The organism is Pseudorhodobacter sp. MZDSW-24AT (genome assembly GCF_002794355.1).
In the GTDB taxonomy this organism is placed as follows: Bacteria; Pseudomonadota; Alphaproteobacteria; order Rhodobacterales; family Rhodobacteraceae; genus Pseudotabrizicola.
In genome coordinates this window covers 33450-48692 of record NZ_PGOI01000012.1, presented here as the reverse complement: position 1 = coordinate 48692, position 15243 = coordinate 33450, and the positions used below count along the sequence as shown (strand labels likewise).

The following is a 15243-nucleotide window of genomic DNA, read 5'->3' as shown; positions in this document are numbered from 1 at the left end:
GTCAAAGCTGCTCTGCGTTCAGGCCTACGGTGATGGCTCCGATCAGGGTGCCATCTTCTGGGTCCAAAAGGCTAAAGGACGCTTGGATCTGATAAAGGTGCGCACTTTCGTCAAACTCCACATCGCTGATGTGCAGCCCATCCTCGCCTTTTTGGTAGGTTTCCGTGAATTTGGCCTCGTCGCCTTGCCAATAGTCGGAGGTGATCCCGGAGGCGGCGACGTTGAGGCCGACCGCATCCATCACGAAGACTTCCGTGATCAAGCCCGCCGAAAGTTCAATCTGATCGCGCAGCAGATCTGACGCCGCAGTGTCGACCACGCTGGAAATCAAAGGGCTTTGCGATCGCCCCAGCTCTTGCCTCCATTGCCTGTCAAGCGTGTCGATGTCTTCCTGCGTCATCATCTTGTGGCGAAGGTTTTGTGCACGGACCGCCTCTATAAGCGACGGGTCGGCGGCCCAGCCCTTCACCGCGGCCGCAATATAGGCACGGGCTTTTTCAGCGGGTTCGACAATTTCGGTAGCTTGCGCGGGCAGGGTGCAGGAGCACAGCAAGGCAGCGATCAGATGGCGCATCAAGGACTCCATGGAAGCAAACCCAGTCTTGGGCCAGTTCTGAGAGCTAACAGGGTTGCGATTGCCGCCTGCTTAACATCCGGCCGATCCATAAAATGCCGATCATAATCGCCGAGGCGATCCAGCCCTTGGATTCGTGGTGCAATCGGGTATTGCGACCCTCTGGATAAGGTCAGAGGGTTTGAGGATGGCGCAAAGGTTCGGATTTTCCCTGACGGCAACGGATAAGGGCGCGCGCACCGGTGTGATTCACACGCCGCGTGGCGAGATCCGCACGCCCGCGTTCATGCCGGTGGGCACGGCCGCGACGGTCAAGGCGATGTTGCCAGAATCGGTGCGCGCCACGGGCGCCGATATTCTGCTGGGCAATACCTACCATCTGATGTTGCGCCCTACTGCGGAACGGATCGCGCATCTGGGCGGGCTGCACCGCTTTATGAACTGGGAACGCCCGATCCTGACAGACTCTGGCGGATTTCAGGTCATGTCTCTTGCCAGTCTGCGCAAGCTCACCGAAGAAGGCGTGCGCTTCTCGAGCCATATCGACGGGTCCAAACATATGCTGAGCCCAGAGCGCAGCATGGAGATCCAGAAGCTGCTCGGCTCCGACATCGTGATGTGTTTCGATGAATGCCCTGCGCTTCCGGCCACCGAAGCGGAGGTGGCCAAATCGATGGCGCTTTCGATGCGCTGGGCACAGCGGTCGCGCGATGCCTTTGGCGACCGTCCGGGCCACGCGTTGTTTGGCATCATGCAAGGCGGGGTCACCCGAGATCTGCGTGAGGAATCGGCGAAGGCCTTGGTCGATATTGGGTTTGATGGCTACGCCGTTGGCGGACTCGCCGTGGGCGAGGGGCAGGAGGCGATGTTCGGCGTGCTGGATTATGCGCCGGGTTTTCTGCCCGCAGACAAGCCACGTTATCTGATGGGGGTGGGCAAGCCCGACGATATTGTGGGCGCGGTCGAGCGCGGGATCGATATGATGGACTGTGTTCTGCCATCCCGGTCTGGTCGAACAGGCCAGGCCTGGACCCGGCGCGGGCAGGTGAACATCAAAAATGCCCGTCACATGGACGACCCCCGGCCTTTAGATGAAAACTGCACATGTCCGGCGTGCCAGAACTACAGCCGGGCTTATTTGCATCATGTCTTCAAGGCGCAAGAGATGATTTCCGGCATGCTGCTGACTTGGCATAATCTGCATTATTATCAGGAACTCATGCAGGGTCTGCGTGCGGCAATCGCTGCAGGCCAGCTGTCGGCATTCGTTGCAGATTTCCATGCGCAGCGCGCAGCGGGAGACATCGAACCTGTGTGAGTCCGCGATGCGTTGCGCTGGGCGCCTGCTTGACCTGACACATTTGCCGTGCTTCTTGCCCATGCTGCGAGCCCGAAACAGGATGAATGCCTTTGATCCGGGAGTTATGACGCATCTGCGCTGAAAAATGACTCAGACTGTAAACTTGTGCGCGCATTTTCTGCAAGGCGCTGCTAAGATGGTGAGGCAGCGCCCTGCAACGACGGACAAGACGCTTGAAATTTCTGCATTGCTTTTGTGTGGTCGACTCGTCGCTCCGCATCCTTTGGGTTGGAGGTGATTGGGACGATTTTGCCATGGCGAATGGCGGCGGGGCAATTTTGGCCAACGATGTCCTGTCGACGCGGTTGACGGATCACATCACAGATGACCCAACCACCGAGGCGGTCGCAAAACTTGTGCGGGCGGTGATCGCCACCAAGGGCACCCTTCGAATGGACTACCGCTGCGATGCGCCGCACGAATTGCGCCGCATGCGGTTGACGATCAAGCCCATGAAAGATGATCGTGCGATTATGGTGCATGAACTGCGCGATGCTGTTCAGCTCAGACCAGAGATGGGCTTGTGGTCATTTGACCCAGCGGCGCGCAACCTGAAATGTTCGATTTGCGGAAAGGTGCATCTGCCTGACGGTCCTTGGTTTGATCCGGCTCAACGCGGCAACCGTCACCCGGAATTCGTAAGCTACACGGTCTGCCCAACCTGCGTGGGCCACATCGAGACCGCGATCACCGGCATCATCGAAGGCGCGCTGGACGTTGGGGTCGGGGATCTGAACCTCAAACCCGGATTGCGCAACGACTGAGCAACACACCCCGCGTCGCCCAAGCTGCTCCGGTGGCAAGCGTCAGGCGGGCTGGTCTGGCGATGGGCAAAATTGCGAAAGGAATGTGACTTGCCGCCATCTGCGGCAAGGCGCAGAATGTGGGCAATCGGATGGCCTGTCCCGGCCGAAAGGTTGCCCTGGTTGACAGCTCATCTTCGACCCCCCAGATAGAGGGTCCAGAGAGGGGAAGGTCGGGATGCTGCCGATGATCGGGGCCGTGACCTTCCTGCCGAGATAAGGATACCCGAAATGAGCGAGCAATTTTCTCCCAGCTACCCGGTTCTGCCGTTGCGCGATATCGTGGTGTTTCCGCACATGATCGTGCCGCTGTTCGTCGGTCGCGAAAAATCGGTGCGTGCGCTGGAAGAGGTGATGCAGGACGACAAGCAGATCCTGTTGTCGAGCCAGATTGATCCGACTGTGGATGATCCGGCCACGGATGGAATCTATCGTGTGGGCGTTCTGGCCAACGTGCTCCAGCTTCTCAAGCTGCCGGATGGCACTGTCAAGGTGCTGGTCGAAGGCAAGACGCGCGTGAAGATCACCGAATTCATGGACAATGTGAGCTTCTTCGAAGCCAAGGCTGCTCCGCTGTCGGAAACGCCCGGTGATGCCTCCGCGGTTGAGGCGATGTTGCGTGCCGTGGCGGAAGAGTTTGAACGCTACGCCAAGATCAAAAAGAACATCCCCGAAGAAGCGCTTTCGGCAGTGCAGGAAACGCGTGAACCCGCCCGTTTGGCCGACCTCGTTTCAGGGCACCTCGGGGTGGAGGTCGCGCAAAAGCAGGCCTTGCTGGAAACACTGGACGTCTCCGAGCGGCTTGAAAAGGTTTACGGCCATATGCAGGGCGAGATGAGCGTTCTGCAAGTCGAGAAAAAGATCAAGTCGCGCGTCAAAACCCAGATGGAGAAGACGCAGCGCGAGTATTATCTGAATGAGCAGATGAAAGCGATCCAGCGTGAGCTGGGTGATGGCGAGGATGGCCAGAACGAGATTGCGGAACTTGAAGCGCGGATCGCAGCCACCAAACTGTCGAAAGAAGCGCGTGAAAAGGCAGATGCCGAGGTCAAGAAGCTCAAGGCCATGAGCCCGATGAGCGCAGAGGCAACGGTGGTGCGCAACTATCTTGACTGGCTGCTTGGCGTGCCATGGGATGTGAAGTCGCGGGTCAAGAAGGATCTTGGCGCGGCCCAGAAGGTTCTGGATGCCGATCATTTTGGCCTGGAAAAGGTCAAGGAGCGCATCGTTGAATATCTGGCGGTCCAAGCGCGCTCGGCCAAGCTCAAAGGCCCGATCCTGTGCCTTGTTGGCCCTCCGGGCGTCGGCAAGACCTCGTTGGGGCGGTCGGTGGCCAAGGCGACAGGGCGGGAGTTCATCCGCATTTCCTTGGGCGGGGTGCGTGACGAATCCGAGATCCGCGGCCACCGTCGGACCTATATCGGGTCGATGCCCGGCAAGATCATCCAAAGCCTGAAAAAAGCCAAGACCAACAACCCGTTGATCTTGCTGGATGAAATTGACAAGATGGGTCAGGATTTCCGCGGCGATCCGGCATCGGCCCTGCTCGAGGTGCTCGATCCGGAACAGAACGGCAGCTTCGTGGACCATTATCTTGAGGTGGAATACGACTTGTCGAACGTGATGTTCATCACCACGGCCAACAGCTATAACATGCCCGGGCCTTTGATGGACCGCATGGAGATCATTCCGCTGGCGGGCTATACTGAAGACGAAAAGCGCGAGATCGCCCGGCAGCACCTGCTGCCAAAGCAGATTGCTGCCAACGGTCTGAAGAAAGGTGAGTTTTCGGTCGACGATGCTGCTTTGACGCATACGATCCGGTACTACACCCGTGAAGCCGGTGTGCGGAACCTCGAGCGTGAGATTGCCAAACTCGCCCGCAAAGCGGTGACCGAAATCCTGAAGGGGAAGACCAAGACGGTCGCGGTCGATGTGCCCAAGGTCGAAGAATACCTTGGGGTGCAGCGCCACCGCTACGGATTGGCCGAACTGGAGGATCAGGTTGGCGTGGTAACAGGCTTGGCATGGACCTCGGTTGGTGGGGATCTGCTGCACATCGAAGCCTTGAAACTGCCCGGCAAGGGACGGATGAAAACCACCGGCAAACTGGGCGACGTCATGAAGGAGTCGATTGATGCGGCCGCGTCTTACGTCCGCTCGGTCAGCCCACAGATTGGTGTGAAGCCGCCTAAATTCGAGACGATGGACATCCACGTCCACGTGCCGGATGGTGCTACGCCAAAAGATGGGCCCTCCGCTGGCTTGGCGATGGTGACGTCGATCGTTTCGGTTCTGACCGGTATACCGGTGCGCCGCGATATCGCGATGACGGGTGAGGTCAGTCTGCGTGGCAACGCGATGCCGATTGGCGGTCTGAAAGAAAAGCTGCTTGCAGCCTTGCGCGGTGGGATCAAGACTGTGCTGATCCCGCAGGAAAATGAGAAGGACCTCGCCGAGATCCCGGACAATGTGAAAGAGGGTTTGAAGATCATCCCTGTGACGCATGTGCGCGAGGTTTTGGCGGCGGCTCTGGTCCGTCAGCCCGAGGCGGTGGAGTGGGACGAAGCAGCAGAAGAGGCCGCAGCCGCGGCCCGGCGCGCTGCGGATGTCAATCCGCACGCACCCACTGCACATTGACCACTCGTCCATAGCAAAAGCAAAAGGCGCCCTGTTTCGGGGCGCCTTTTTTGCAAGGGGGCCTAGCCTTGCAAATACCCGTGGCAGATGATTCTCAGTGACTTTTTCTTGGGAGCATGGCTACTCTGAAGTCTGGCACCTGTGCATGGGACAGAACGGAGTGGTCAATGTCGAGCAAGTCCAGCGTTAAGCCCGGTTCCAAAGGCCTTGCTGCTGTCAAGACGAAGCCAGAGGCAAAATCAGAGCATGTTTCAAACGTCGCAGAGACGGTCGCCGGCGAAGACAATGCCGCGCAGGCTGGGTCAGTGAAGATGCGTGATCTGCTTGCCCGTGTGGTCGAGGCGACCGGGTCCAAGAAAAAGGATGCGAAGGGAATCGTCGAAGCCACTTTGGTGGCCTTGGGGGCGGCGTTGGCAAAGGGGGAAGACCTGAACCTTCCCGGCGTCGGCAAGGTTAGGGTTGCCAAATCGCTGGATCGGGACGGGCGCGCTCTGATGACCTTAAAAGTGCGCGGGAATGGCGCTGTAAAACAAAAACAAGCAAAAGAGGCCCTTGCAGACCCCGAGGAAGCCGTCTAAGACACGCCTCATCGGGCGATTAGCTCAGCGGTAGAGCGCTTCGTTCACATCGAAGATGTCAGCGGTTCAAATCCGTTATCGCCCACCATTCATTCATCGCATACGATAAGGCGGTCCTGAAAAGGACCGCATTATCGTATGCTCTGCCGGGCCAACGGCGAAAATGCGGTGGGAAAAGAAGCCGTCACAGGCACAAGATGCAGACTTGAAACCCCCGACTGAAGTCGCTAAACGAGCACCCAGCGGGTGATTAGCTCAGTTGGTAGAGCGCTTCGTTTACACCGAAGATGTCGGGAGTTCGAGTCTCTCATCACCCACCATAACCCTCTCTAATCAACGTGTTCTGATCCTGTCCTCATCTTGATTTTTTCAGGCGTGTAAGTGACGGTCTCGGTCGCATCACGCTGCGCACGAAAGGGCGTTTTCTGATCTTGTTGCGGGGCGGAGCCGAGCTTTTGTCCCTCGCCGCGCGCTTGCGGATTTGCCTTTGCTGATTGGGTTCCTGTCAGCCAAAGCCCAACTCTCCTTGAATGGTCTTGGCGGCATTGTTGTGGCACGGCAAACGGCGCTCTGTGGCCACATGCCGTTTGGACTGCCGTCAACATGACGTGCAAAAGGCGTGACAAGGCCAAGCCCGCCACGCCGGATGGGATCATCCGAGCATCGGTGCCGGACGGCCTCGTTATCCGGCCGATGCGTAAGAGTGTTGCCTCCTGCGCGGTGAGGCAGGCCGCGGTCGCTTTCTGGTCACTGGCGTGACGGGACGCGTGGGCCAGTTCCGGCGGGGATCACAAACGGCCGCTAGGTCCAAGGATGTGATCCACGCCGGAACTGGCAGAGGCTTATGCCGCCGCCTGCATCGTGGGTCTTGCGCCATGTTCCAGCAAGGCGGCATATGCCTTGCGCAGTGGGGCTTCCAACGTCTCGGCAAGCCTCTGCGGGAACACGGATCGCATTGAGAGCAGTGCGCCCACCGGATCGGGCGAAGTGGCTGCTGCGCGCAAAGCCGGGGCCAAAGGATCTTTCACCTCAATCGGTTGACCCGCAAGATCTGTGCCGCGCACATAGATCATCCATGCCGCGACAGCCAGCATCAGGCCGGGGCAGGGCCGTCCCTTTGCAAGATTGGTCTCCAGCGTGCCCAAGATCCGCTGCGGCAGTTTCTGACTGCCATCCATCGCAATTTGCCATGTGCGGTGCCGGATCGCAGGGTTGGCATAGCGTGCATGCAGGGCCTTGGCGTAATCTGCCAGCGCAACGCCTTCGGGAGGGGTCAACGCCGGGATGATCTCTTGCGACCACAACCGTTGCACAAAGCTGTCCAGAACCGGGTCGGCCATGCAATCTGCAATGGTCTCGTGGCCTGAGAGATAGCCGAGGTAGGCGAGCGCGGAATGGGTGCCGTTCAGCATCCGCAGCTTCATATGCTCGTATTCCGTCACATCGCGCACCAGTTGCACACCCACTGCGCCCAGATCGGGGCGGGCGCCGCCGACGAAGTCGTCCTCGACCACCCATTGCCGGAACGGTTCGTGGAAAACGGGTGCCGCATCCTGTGCCCCGATCAGCGCTTCCATCCGCGCCACGTCCTCGGGCTTGGTGGCAGGCACGATACGGTCGACCATGGTGGAGGGGAACTTGCCCTCGGCTTCGATCCAGGCGGCCAGTGTGGGATCAACCGCGCGTGCCAGATCAAGCACGACGCCGCGCACCACTTGGCCGTTGTTGGGCAGGTTGTCACAGGTCAGCACGGTAAAAGGAGCGAGCCCTCGCGCCTTGCGCAGGGCAAGGGCACGCACCAGAAAGCCCGGCGCAGAGACGGGCAGGTCCGACGCCAGATCCTGCACGATGTCGGGATGGGCCATGTTCAGCCGCCCTGTCGAAGGCTCATGGCAATAGCCTTTTTCCGTGACCGTCAGACTGACGATCCGCACGCCCGGGTCGGCCATGGCTTCGAGCACGGCGCTTGGGTTCTCTCGCGCGACCAGCACGTCCTGCACCGATTGAACATGGCGCAGGGTCTCTCCCTCGGGGCCCAGCTCCAGTGCCATATAGGTGCCGCCCTGAGGGGCCAATTGGTCGCGCATGGTGCTTGATTGCAGCGAGACCCCCAAGATGCCCCAGTCACCGCCCGAGGCTGACATCGCCTCTTCAATATAGACCGCGCCATGAGCCCGGAAGAAGGCGCCGAGGCCAAGGTGAACGATGCCCACCGGAACGGCAGGCGCACTGCGGGTCAGACGTTCAACGGGCAAGCCAGCCTCCATCGACATTCAGCACCGCACCATGGATATAGGCCGCTGCGGGCGAGGACAGGAACACCGCCGCTTCTCCGATATCTTCGGCGCGCCCCCAGCGACCTGCGGGAATACGGTCTAGGATCGCCTTGCTGCGATCTGGATCGGCGCGCAGGGCTTCGGTATTGTTGGTCTCGATATAGCCGGGGGCAATGGCATTCACATTGATGCCTTTGGCCGCCCATTCATTGGCCAGAAGTTTGGTAATGCCAGCCACCCCATGTTTCGAAGCGGTGTAGGAGGGAACCCGAATTCCCCCTTGAAATGACAGCAGGGACGCAACGTTCACGATCTTGCCCCCCCCATGACCAAGCGCTGCCTTGGCGAAGGCTTGGCAGGTGAAGAAAACCGCTTTCAGGTTCACGTCCATCACGGCATCCCAGTCTTCCTCGGTGAAATCCACCGAATCCGCGCGGCGGATGATGCCTGCGTTGTTGACCAGAATATCGATGCGTCGCGTTGCAAACACATCGCGCGCGGCCATCGGGTCTGCAAAATCAAGCCGCAGCTCTTCGCCGCCCGTCAGTGCGACGGTTTCTGCGCAAGAGGAACGGCCCGCCGCGATCACATGTGCGCCGGCCCGTGCCATCGCCGCCGCAATCGCCTGACCGATGCCGGTATTGGCACCCGTTACGAGTGCGGTTTGCCCGGAAAGTGAGAAGGGGGTCACCGCAGATCCTCCATCTTGACCATTTCCACATCGCGGTAATCGACGTTGTCACCGGCCATCGCCCAGATAAAGGTATAGCTTGCCGTGCCTGCGCCGCAGTGGATTGACCATGGCGGCGAGATCGCAGCCTCTTCATTCGCGATGACAAGGTGACGGGTCTCTGCCGGATCCCCCATGAAGTGAAACACTCGCTGGCCTTCGGGGATGTCGAAGTAAAGGTAGGCCTCCATCCGGCGGTCGTGCAGATGCGCGGGCATCGTGTTCCAGACCGAACCGCCGTGGAACTGCGTATAGCCCAGCACGAGTTGGCATGAGGGCATGACATCGGGATGGATAAACTGGTTGATGGTGCGATGGTTCACGGTCTCGGCCGCGCCCATGGTGACCTTCTTGGCGTCTTCCAGCTTGATGAGCCGCGCGGGGTGCGCGTGATGCGCGGGGCAGGAGTTGATGTAGAACCGCCCTTTGCCCGAAAAGGTGACCGCGCCTGCGCCCATCGGCAGATAAAGCACATCGCCTTTGGACAGGGCATAGCTTTCGCCGCCTGCGGACACGGTGCCGTCATCGCCGATGTTGACGATGCCCATCTCGCGGCGATCCAGCACGCTTGGCGTGCCGGTTTCCTTGACATGATCCAGCACCAGATCGCTGCCCGCAGGCACCGCGCCGCCCACGATCATCCGGTCGTAATGGGTATAAAGCAGCCGGATCTGACCGTCCTGAAACAGTCCCTCGCCATGGAAATTCGCGCGCAGGGCGGTGGTGTCCATTCCCTTCGCTTCATTGGCGGAAATCGCCTGGCGGGTTTCTACGTAAAGCATGGTCAGTCCTTTCAGAGAAAATCATCGCGACGCGGGGTAAACCCGTCGATCAGCGTGCCGGGTTCAAGGCAAACACAGCCATGAACGGCGTTGGAGGGGATCACGAAGGCATCCCCGGGGCCGACCTCGAAGTCGTGGTCGGCGATGGTAAAGCGAAAGCGCCCGGATTGCACAAAGGTGGATTGCACATGCGGGTGCTGGTGCAAGGCGCCCGTGGCTCCTTTGGCGGCAAAGCGGAAGGCCACCGTCATCAACTCGGGCGCATCAGCCAGAACCTGGCGGGTGACGTTTTCGCCGGTTTCAACAATGGGATAGGTCATGGTCAGCCTCAGTGGAACAGGGCGGGCAGCCACAAGGACAGCGCCGGAATATAGGTGACAAGCATCAGCGTGAAGAAAGCCGCGCCATAAAAGGGCCAGATGGTGCGCACCGCCTGCCAGACCGAAATCCGGCCGACTGCGCAGCCCACGAACAAAACCGCGCCCACAGGAGGCGTGCACAGCCCGATCCCAAGGTTGAGAACCAAGATCACCCCGAAGTGCACCGGGTCGATCCCAAAGGCAACCGCCACCGGCAGGAAGATCGGCGTAGTGATCACGATCAACGGGCTCATGTCCATGAAGGTGCCCAAGATCAGCAGGATCACGTTGATCAGCAGAAGGATGATGATCGGGTTCTCGCTGACGCTTTGCATCATCGAGATCATCGCGGTCGGCACCTTGAGATAGGCCAGCAGCCAACCGAAGGATGCCGCGCAGCCGATGACCAGCAGAACCATGGCCGTGGTGCGCACCGCCGCCTTGACCGCGCCAACAAAGTCAGCCCAGCCCATGGTGCGATAGGCCAGCGTGGTCACCCCAAGCGCGTAGATGGCGGCGATACAGGACGACTCCGAGGCGGTGAACACACCAGAGCGCACGCCGCCAAAGATGATCCCGATCAGCAGAAGGCCCGGTATCGCATTGATCAGCAGCAGGCCCAGCATCGACCAGCCGGGAAAGGCTTCGGTCGGATAACCTTTCTTGCGCGCCACCCACCACGCTGCGGCGGCAAGGCTCAAGGCCAGCAACAGCCCCGGAATGATGCCAGCGGTAAAGAGATCGGCAATCGAGAGGCGCCCGCCCGCCGAGATCGAATAAATAATCATGTTGTGCGATGGCGGGATCATCAGCGCGATGATCGAACTGACCACCGTGATGTTCACCGCATAATCCACATCATAGCCGCGTTCTTTCATCTGCGGCACCATCAGCCCGCCGATGGCCGAAGCGTCCGCCGCAGCAGAGCCCGAGATGCCGCCGAACAGCACCGATGAGGCGATGTTGACTTGGCCCAACCCCCCCCGAAAATGCCCTACGGCCGCACCCGCCACCGCAATCAGCCTTCGCGCGATATCGCCGCGCACCATCACCTCACCCGCAAAGATGAAGAAAGGGATCGCCATCAGCGCAAAGACGGAGACGCCGGAATTCAGCCGCTGGAACACCACGACGGGCGGCAGGCCCATGTAGATCACCGTGGCAAAGCTCGACACACCCAGACAGAAGGCCACCGGGGTGCCAATCGCAAGCAGCACCGCGAAAGTGCCGAAAAGAACCCAAAGCTCCATCACGCCACCTCGTCGAGTTCGGTTTCGCCAAAGCGGGCGGTGGGCAGACCTGCCGCGCGCCGCGCCAGCCGTTCCAGAGAGAACAGCACCATCAAGACGCCACCGACGACCAGCGGGATGAAATCAACCGCCCCTGTGATGCCAAGCGAGGGCAGGGTGATGCCATAGGCCGACACCATCAGTTGCCCGCCAAACCAGACCATGCCGGCCCCAAAGGCCGCGACCACGATATCGGAGAGCGAGAAGAGCACCATCTTCACCTTGTGCGACACCAGATACAGCAGGATGTCGAACGAGAGGTGATAGCCTTCACGAATGCCAACAGCGGCGCCGAGAAAGATGAACCACCCCATCAGGATCACCGCCGCAGGCTCGCTCCAGATGATCGAGTCATTCAAAAGGTAGCGAAAGAACACCTGTGCGCCAATGATGACGGTCATCAGAACCAGACCGGCCCCCGCGACCCAAAGCGCGGCTTTCGCGACATAACTCAGCCAAACGGCCAGCCGTAACAATCCCGTCTGCATGAAGGCTCCATGCCGCGCGCGGCGGTCATTCCTTTGAAGTGTAAATTCCCCGCGGGGAATCCGGGGGGCAGGAGCGCCCCCCGGTCCCGCGATCGGTTTAGATCACTCGGTGGCCTGAATACGCTGCACCAAGTCTTGCAGCTTTGGCGTGTTCGCGTGTTTTTCGTAAACCGGAACCATCGCCTCGATGAACGGGGTCTTGTCGATTTCCGAGATCACCTCGACGCCGGCCGCACGCACTTTCTCTTCCGAAAGCTTTTCACGTTCAGCCCAGAGTTGGCGGTTGACCGGAATCGAGTCCTTTGCCGCCTGCACCACAAGCGCCTGATCTTCCGGGCTCAGCTTGTCGTAGCTGGCTTTCGACATCACCAGAACTTCCGGCACAATGAGGTGCTGGTTCAGCGTGTAATAGCCCGCAACCTCGTAATGCCCCGAGGATTCGAACGACGGCCAGTTGTTCTCGGCCCCGTCGATGACGCCGGTCTGGATGCCGGAATAGACCTCACCATAAGGCATCGGGGTCGCGTTTGCGCCGAGTGCGGTCATCATGTCGACAAACACATCCGACTGCATCACGCGGATCTTCATGCCCTTCAGGTCTTCGACCGAGGTGATCGGCTTTTGCTTGTTGTAGAAAGACCGCGAGCCGCCGTCGAAATAGGCCAGACCGACAAATCCATGCGGTTCAAACGCGGCCAGAATTTCATCGCCGATCGGGCCGTCCATCACGCGGTGCATGTGATCGGTGCCGCGGAAGATAAAGGGCAGTGACACCACCTTGGTTTCTTCGATGATGTTGTTGAACGGCCCCATCGAGACGCGGTTGAAATCGATCACGCCGAACTTGGTCTGCTCGATCGTGTCTTTCTCTTCGCCCAGCTGCGCCGAGTGAAAGACTTCGACGCAGATCCGCCCGGCGCTGCGCTCTTTCAGCAGGTTGCCCATATGCTTGACCGCTTCCACCGTGGGATAGCCGTCAGGATGGGTGTCGGAAGATTTCAGGGTCACTTCGCATTCGGCAAAAGCGGCCCCGGCAAAGGCGGTCGTTGCCAAAAGAGCAGCGGCCATGGTCTTGATTTTTTTCATTTCAGTCTCCTCCCGTTGAATGGCTTCACAGCCGGTAGGCTTGCTTTGCAAGCCGGTATGCAAGGTCTTGTGCGACCTCGTATGCATCAGTCTCGGACAGGCGGCCCGTGCGGACCAGCGTCGCCAGAAAGGCGCAATCCACCCTGCGCGCCACATCATGGCGGGCGGGGATCGACAGATAGGCGCGGGTGTCGTCGTTGAAGCCGACGGTGTTGTAGAACCCGGCGGTTTCGGTCGTCATCTCGCGAAAGCGGCGCATGCCTTCGGGACTGTCATGGAACCACCACGCAGGCCCCAGTTTGAGGGCCGGATACACCCCGGCCAGAGGCGCGAGTTCCCGCGCATAGGAGGACTCGTCCAGAGTGAACACGATCACCGAAAGCCGCGGGTCCATGCCGACCGCATTCAACAGCGGTTGCAGCGCCGTGACGTAATCGGTGCGGCCCGGAATATCGAAGCCCTTGTCGCGGCCAAACATCTGAAGCACCGGCGCCGAATGGTTGCGCCGGCTGCCGGGGTGGATCTGCAACACCAGCCCGTCCTCCAGGCTCATCCGCGCCATCTCGGTCAACATCTGGCCGCGAAACGCATCTGCCTCTTCGGCCGAGCATTCTCCGCGCAGCGCGCGCGCAAACAGCAGTGCCGCCTCATCCTGCGGCAGATCCATCGTCCGCGCCGTCGCATGGCCATGGTCAGAGGAGGTGCAGCCATAGCCAATGAAAAACGCGCGCCGGATCCGGTGCGCGTTCAGATAGCCTTGCCATGTGCTGGTGTCTTCGCCCGTCAACGCGCCCAATTGCGCCACGTTCTGCGCAAATCCCGCAAACTCGGGGTCCACCACGGCATCGGGGCGATAGGCGGGCACCACGCGGCCATGCCAGCCCGAGTCCCGCATCATCTGATGCCAGTGCAGATCGTCCAAGGCGCCATCGGTGGTGGAAATCACCTCGATGTTGAACCGATCATACAGCGCGCGCGGGCGGAAGGCGGGCGTGGCAAGCTCGGCGGCGATCCGGTCGTAATAGGCATCCGCGGTGGCGGCAGAGAGCGGCGTGTCAAAGCCGAACACCGTCTCGAAGGCATGATCCAGCCACAGCCGCGACGGCGTGCCCCGGAACAGATGGTAGTTTTGCGCAAAACGATGCCAAATCTTGCGCCCGTCGGTTTCCGTAGGCCCGCCATCGGCGCGCGGCACGCCCAGATCGGTCAGGGCGATGCCTTGTGAACACAGCATCCGAAAGACGTAATGATCGGGTGTCACGAACAGCTGCGCCGGGTCGGGAAAGGCTTCGTCCGTGGCATACCAGCGGGGATCAGTGTGGCCGTGCGGGCTGATGATCGGCAGATCGGCCACCGTCTGGTAAAGCGCACGCGCAAGGCCGCGCGCGGCAGTCTCGACAGGGAAAAGGCGATCTGCATCGAGTAGCGGCACTTTGTGATTTCCTCCCGGTTGGTGCCCGATCGGCGAAAGGCGCTTTTCAAGACACGGTTAAACTAATATGCTAGTATGCGAAACCTGTCAACGGAGGCAAAGATGCCGGAAAGCACGCTGCTGAAAATGCTGGAGCCTGTGCAGCGGCCATCGGTGACAGAGACGATTTTCGAAGAGCTGCACCGCCAGATTCTGGCGCTGGAATTGCCTCCCGGCACCAAGATGTCGGAAGTCGACGTCGCCCGCATCATGGGGGTGTCGCGTCAGCCGGTGCGCGATGCGTTTTACCGGCTGTCGACACTGGGGTTTCTGACCATCCGCCCGCAGCGGGCCACCGTGGTGACCGCGATTTCCGAGACGGCCGTGATGCAGGCCCGCTTTATCCGATCTGCGATCGAGGCAGAAACGGTGCGGATGGCGTGCCAACGCCTTGCAAAGAGCGATCTCGCTGCCCTTGAAGCGGTGCTGGATCAACAGCGCGCCGCCGTTGAGGCGCGCGACTCGGCGAAATTCCACGCCCTTGATGATCTGTTCCACCGGGAGATCTGCGAGCGCAGTGGGCATGGTTTCGCATGGGACATTATCCGGGAGAACAAGGCGCATATGGACAGGGTGCGGTTCCTGTCGCTGTCCTTCGCCTCACAGGATGCTTTTGACGATCATCTGAAGGTCATGGCCGCGTTGCGGCTGCGGGATGCGCCGGGGGCCATGGCGGCGATGCATGCGCATCTTTCGCGCATCAAGACGCAGATCCGGCGCATCCGGGCCGAGCGCGAAAGCTTTTTCGACGGTGATCCCGTCCTTGAGGATTAGGCCCACAGCCGGCGTCGCGCGCCGGCTGTGGAG

General features: G+C 60.2%; 14 protein-coding genes and 2 tRNA genes. 7 read left to right on the top strand and 9 right to left on the bottom strand.

Going from position 1 to position 15243, the window contains the following annotated elements:
- Nucleotide 1: 1 nt before the first annotated feature.
- Entirely contained in the window at nt 2-574 is a 573-nt protein-coding gene (locus tag CUR21_RS15795; RefSeq protein WP_198431736.1) for a hypothetical protein, read from the bottom strand.
- Nucleotides 575-761: 187 nt separating this feature from the next.
- Between CUR21_RS15795 and tgt the strand changes: the two genes are divergently transcribed.
- From tgt to CUR21_RS15765, 6 genes are all read left to right on the top strand, one after another.
- Nucleotides 762-1892, top strand: a complete 1131-nt coding sequence (gene tgt, locus CUR21_RS15790) for a tRNA guanosine(34) transglycosylase Tgt (RefSeq protein WP_100198033.1) — start codon at nt 762-764, stop codon at nt 1890-1892.
- A 215-nt stretch (nt 1893-2107) separates the two neighbouring features.
- Nucleotides 2108-2698: a hypothetical protein gene (locus CUR21_RS15785; protein WP_100198032.1), complete on the top strand. Its 591-nt coding sequence runs from the start codon at nt 2108-2110 to the stop codon at nt 2696-2698.
- Nucleotides 2699-2968: 270 nt separating this feature from the next.
- On the top strand, nt 2969-5377 hold the full coding sequence (lon, locus tag CUR21_RS15780) for an endopeptidase La (RefSeq protein WP_100198031.1): 2409 nt from the start codon (nt 2969-2971) through the stop codon (nt 5375-5377).
- A 167-nt stretch (nt 5378-5544) separates the two neighbouring features.
- Nucleotides 5545-5955 carry an HU family DNA-binding protein gene (locus tag CUR21_RS15775; RefSeq protein WP_157792041.1) on the top strand — a complete coding sequence of 137 codons (411 nt, stop codon included), beginning with the start codon at nt 5545-5547 and terminating at the stop codon, nt 5953-5955.
- Nucleotides 5956-5968: 13 nt separating this feature from the next.
- Nucleotides 5969-6043 (top strand) — tRNA-Val (locus CUR21_RS15770).
- Between the two features lie 156 nt (nt 6044-6199).
- A tRNA-Val gene (locus CUR21_RS15765) sits at nt 6200-6275 on the top strand.
- Nucleotides 6276-6797: 522 nt separating this feature from the next.
- Here the strand turns inward: CUR21_RS15765 and CUR21_RS15760 are convergent.
- The 8 genes from CUR21_RS15760 to uxaC form a co-directional block, all read right to left on the bottom strand.
- Nucleotides 6798-8222, bottom strand: a complete 1425-nt coding sequence (locus tag CUR21_RS15760) for a mannitol dehydrogenase family protein (RefSeq protein ID WP_100198201.1) — start codon at nt 8220-8222, stop codon at nt 6798-6800.
- Nucleotides 8200-8922: a 2-dehydro-3-deoxy-D-gluconate 5-dehydrogenase KduD gene (gene kduD / locus CUR21_RS15755; protein WP_100198029.1), complete on the bottom strand. Its 723-nt coding sequence runs from the start codon at nt 8920-8922 to the stop codon at nt 8200-8202. The genes CUR21_RS15760 and kduD overlap by 23 nt, the downstream gene beginning before the upstream one ends.
- The gene (gene kduI, locus CUR21_RS15750; protein WP_100198028.1) at nt 8919-9743 is read right to left on the bottom strand and encodes a 5-dehydro-4-deoxy-D-glucuronate isomerase; all 825 of its coding nucleotides are present in this window, start codon (nt 9741-9743) and stop codon (nt 8919-8921) included. Before kduI ends, kduD begins: the two co-directional genes overlap by 4 nt.
- An 11-nt stretch (nt 9744-9754) precedes the next feature.
- Nucleotides 9755-10063 (bottom strand): cupin domain-containing protein, encoded by a 309-nt coding sequence (locus CUR21_RS15745; RefSeq protein WP_100198027.1) that lies wholly within the window; start codon nt 10061-10063, stop codon nt 9755-9757.
- 8 nt (nt 10064-10071) lie between these two features.
- Nucleotides 10072-11352 carry a TRAP transporter large permease gene (locus tag CUR21_RS15740; protein ID WP_100198026.1) on the bottom strand — a complete coding sequence of 427 codons (1281 nt, stop codon included), beginning with the start codon at nt 11350-11352 and terminating at the stop codon, nt 10072-10074.
- Complete coding sequence (locus tag CUR21_RS15735; protein ID WP_100198025.1) at nt 11352-11879, bottom strand: TRAP transporter small permease; 528 nt, start codon at nt 11877-11879, stop codon at nt 11352-11354. The genes CUR21_RS15740 and CUR21_RS15735 overlap by 1 nt, the downstream gene beginning before the upstream one ends.
- A gap of 102 nt (nt 11880-11981) precedes the next feature.
- Nucleotides 11982-12965, bottom strand: coding sequence for a TRAP transporter substrate-binding protein (locus tag CUR21_RS15730; protein WP_100198024.1), 984 nt, complete (start codon nt 12963-12965; stop codon nt 11982-11984).
- Nucleotides 12966-12990: 25 nt separating this feature from the next.
- Nucleotides 12991-14397 carry a glucuronate isomerase gene (uxaC, locus tag CUR21_RS15725; protein ID WP_100198023.1) on the bottom strand — a complete coding sequence of 469 codons (1407 nt, stop codon included), beginning with the start codon at nt 14395-14397 and terminating at the stop codon, nt 12991-12993.
- Nucleotides 14398-14499: 102 nt separating this feature from the next.
- Between uxaC and CUR21_RS15720 the strand changes: the two genes are divergently transcribed.
- Nucleotides 14500-15210, top strand: a complete 711-nt coding sequence (locus CUR21_RS15720; RefSeq protein ID WP_100198200.1) for a GntR family transcriptional regulator — start codon at nt 14500-14502, stop codon at nt 15208-15210.
- The last annotated feature ends 33 nt before the right edge of the window (nt 15211-15243 follow it).

Coding starts and splice junctions, on each gene's coding strand:
- tgt (WP_100198033.1), top strand. CDS start 762: ATGGCGCAAAGGTTCGGATTTTCCCTGACGGCAACGGATAAGGGCGCG.
- CUR21_RS15775 (WP_157792041.1), top strand. CDS start 5,545: ATGTCGAGCAAGTCCAGCGTTAAGCCCGGTTCCAAAGGCCTTGCTGCT.
- lon (WP_100198031.1), top strand. CDS start 2,969: ATGAGCGAGCAATTTTCTCCCAGCTACCCGGTTCTGCCGTTGCGCGAT.
- CUR21_RS15740 (WP_100198026.1), bottom strand. CDS start 11,352: ATGGAGCTTTGGGTTCTTTTCGGCACTTTCGCGGTGCTGCTTGCGATT.
- CUR21_RS15720 (WP_100198200.1), top strand. CDS start 14,500: ATGCCGGAAAGCACGCTGCTGAAAATGCTGGAGCCTGTGCAGCGGCCA.
- CUR21_RS15745 (WP_100198027.1), bottom strand. CDS start 10,063: ATGACCTATCCCATTGTTGAAACCGGCGAAAACGTCACCCGCCAGGTT.
- CUR21_RS15795 (WP_198431736.1), bottom strand. CDS start 574: ATGCGCCATCTGATCGCTGCCTTGCTGTGCTCCTGCACCCTGCCCGCG.
- CUR21_RS15760 (WP_100198201.1), bottom strand. CDS start 8,222: ATGGAGGCTGGCTTGCCCGTTGAACGTCTGACCCGCAGTGCGCCTGCC.
- kduI (WP_100198028.1), bottom strand. CDS start 9,743: ATGCTTTACGTAGAAACCCGCCAGGCGATTTCCGCCAATGAAGCGAAG.
- CUR21_RS15735 (WP_100198025.1), bottom strand. CDS start 11,879: ATGCAGACGGGATTGTTACGGCTGGCCGTTTGGCTGAGTTATGTCGCG.
- CUR21_RS15730 (WP_100198024.1), bottom strand. CDS start 12,965: ATGAAAAAAATCAAGACCATGGCCGCTGCTCTTTTGGCAACGACCGCC.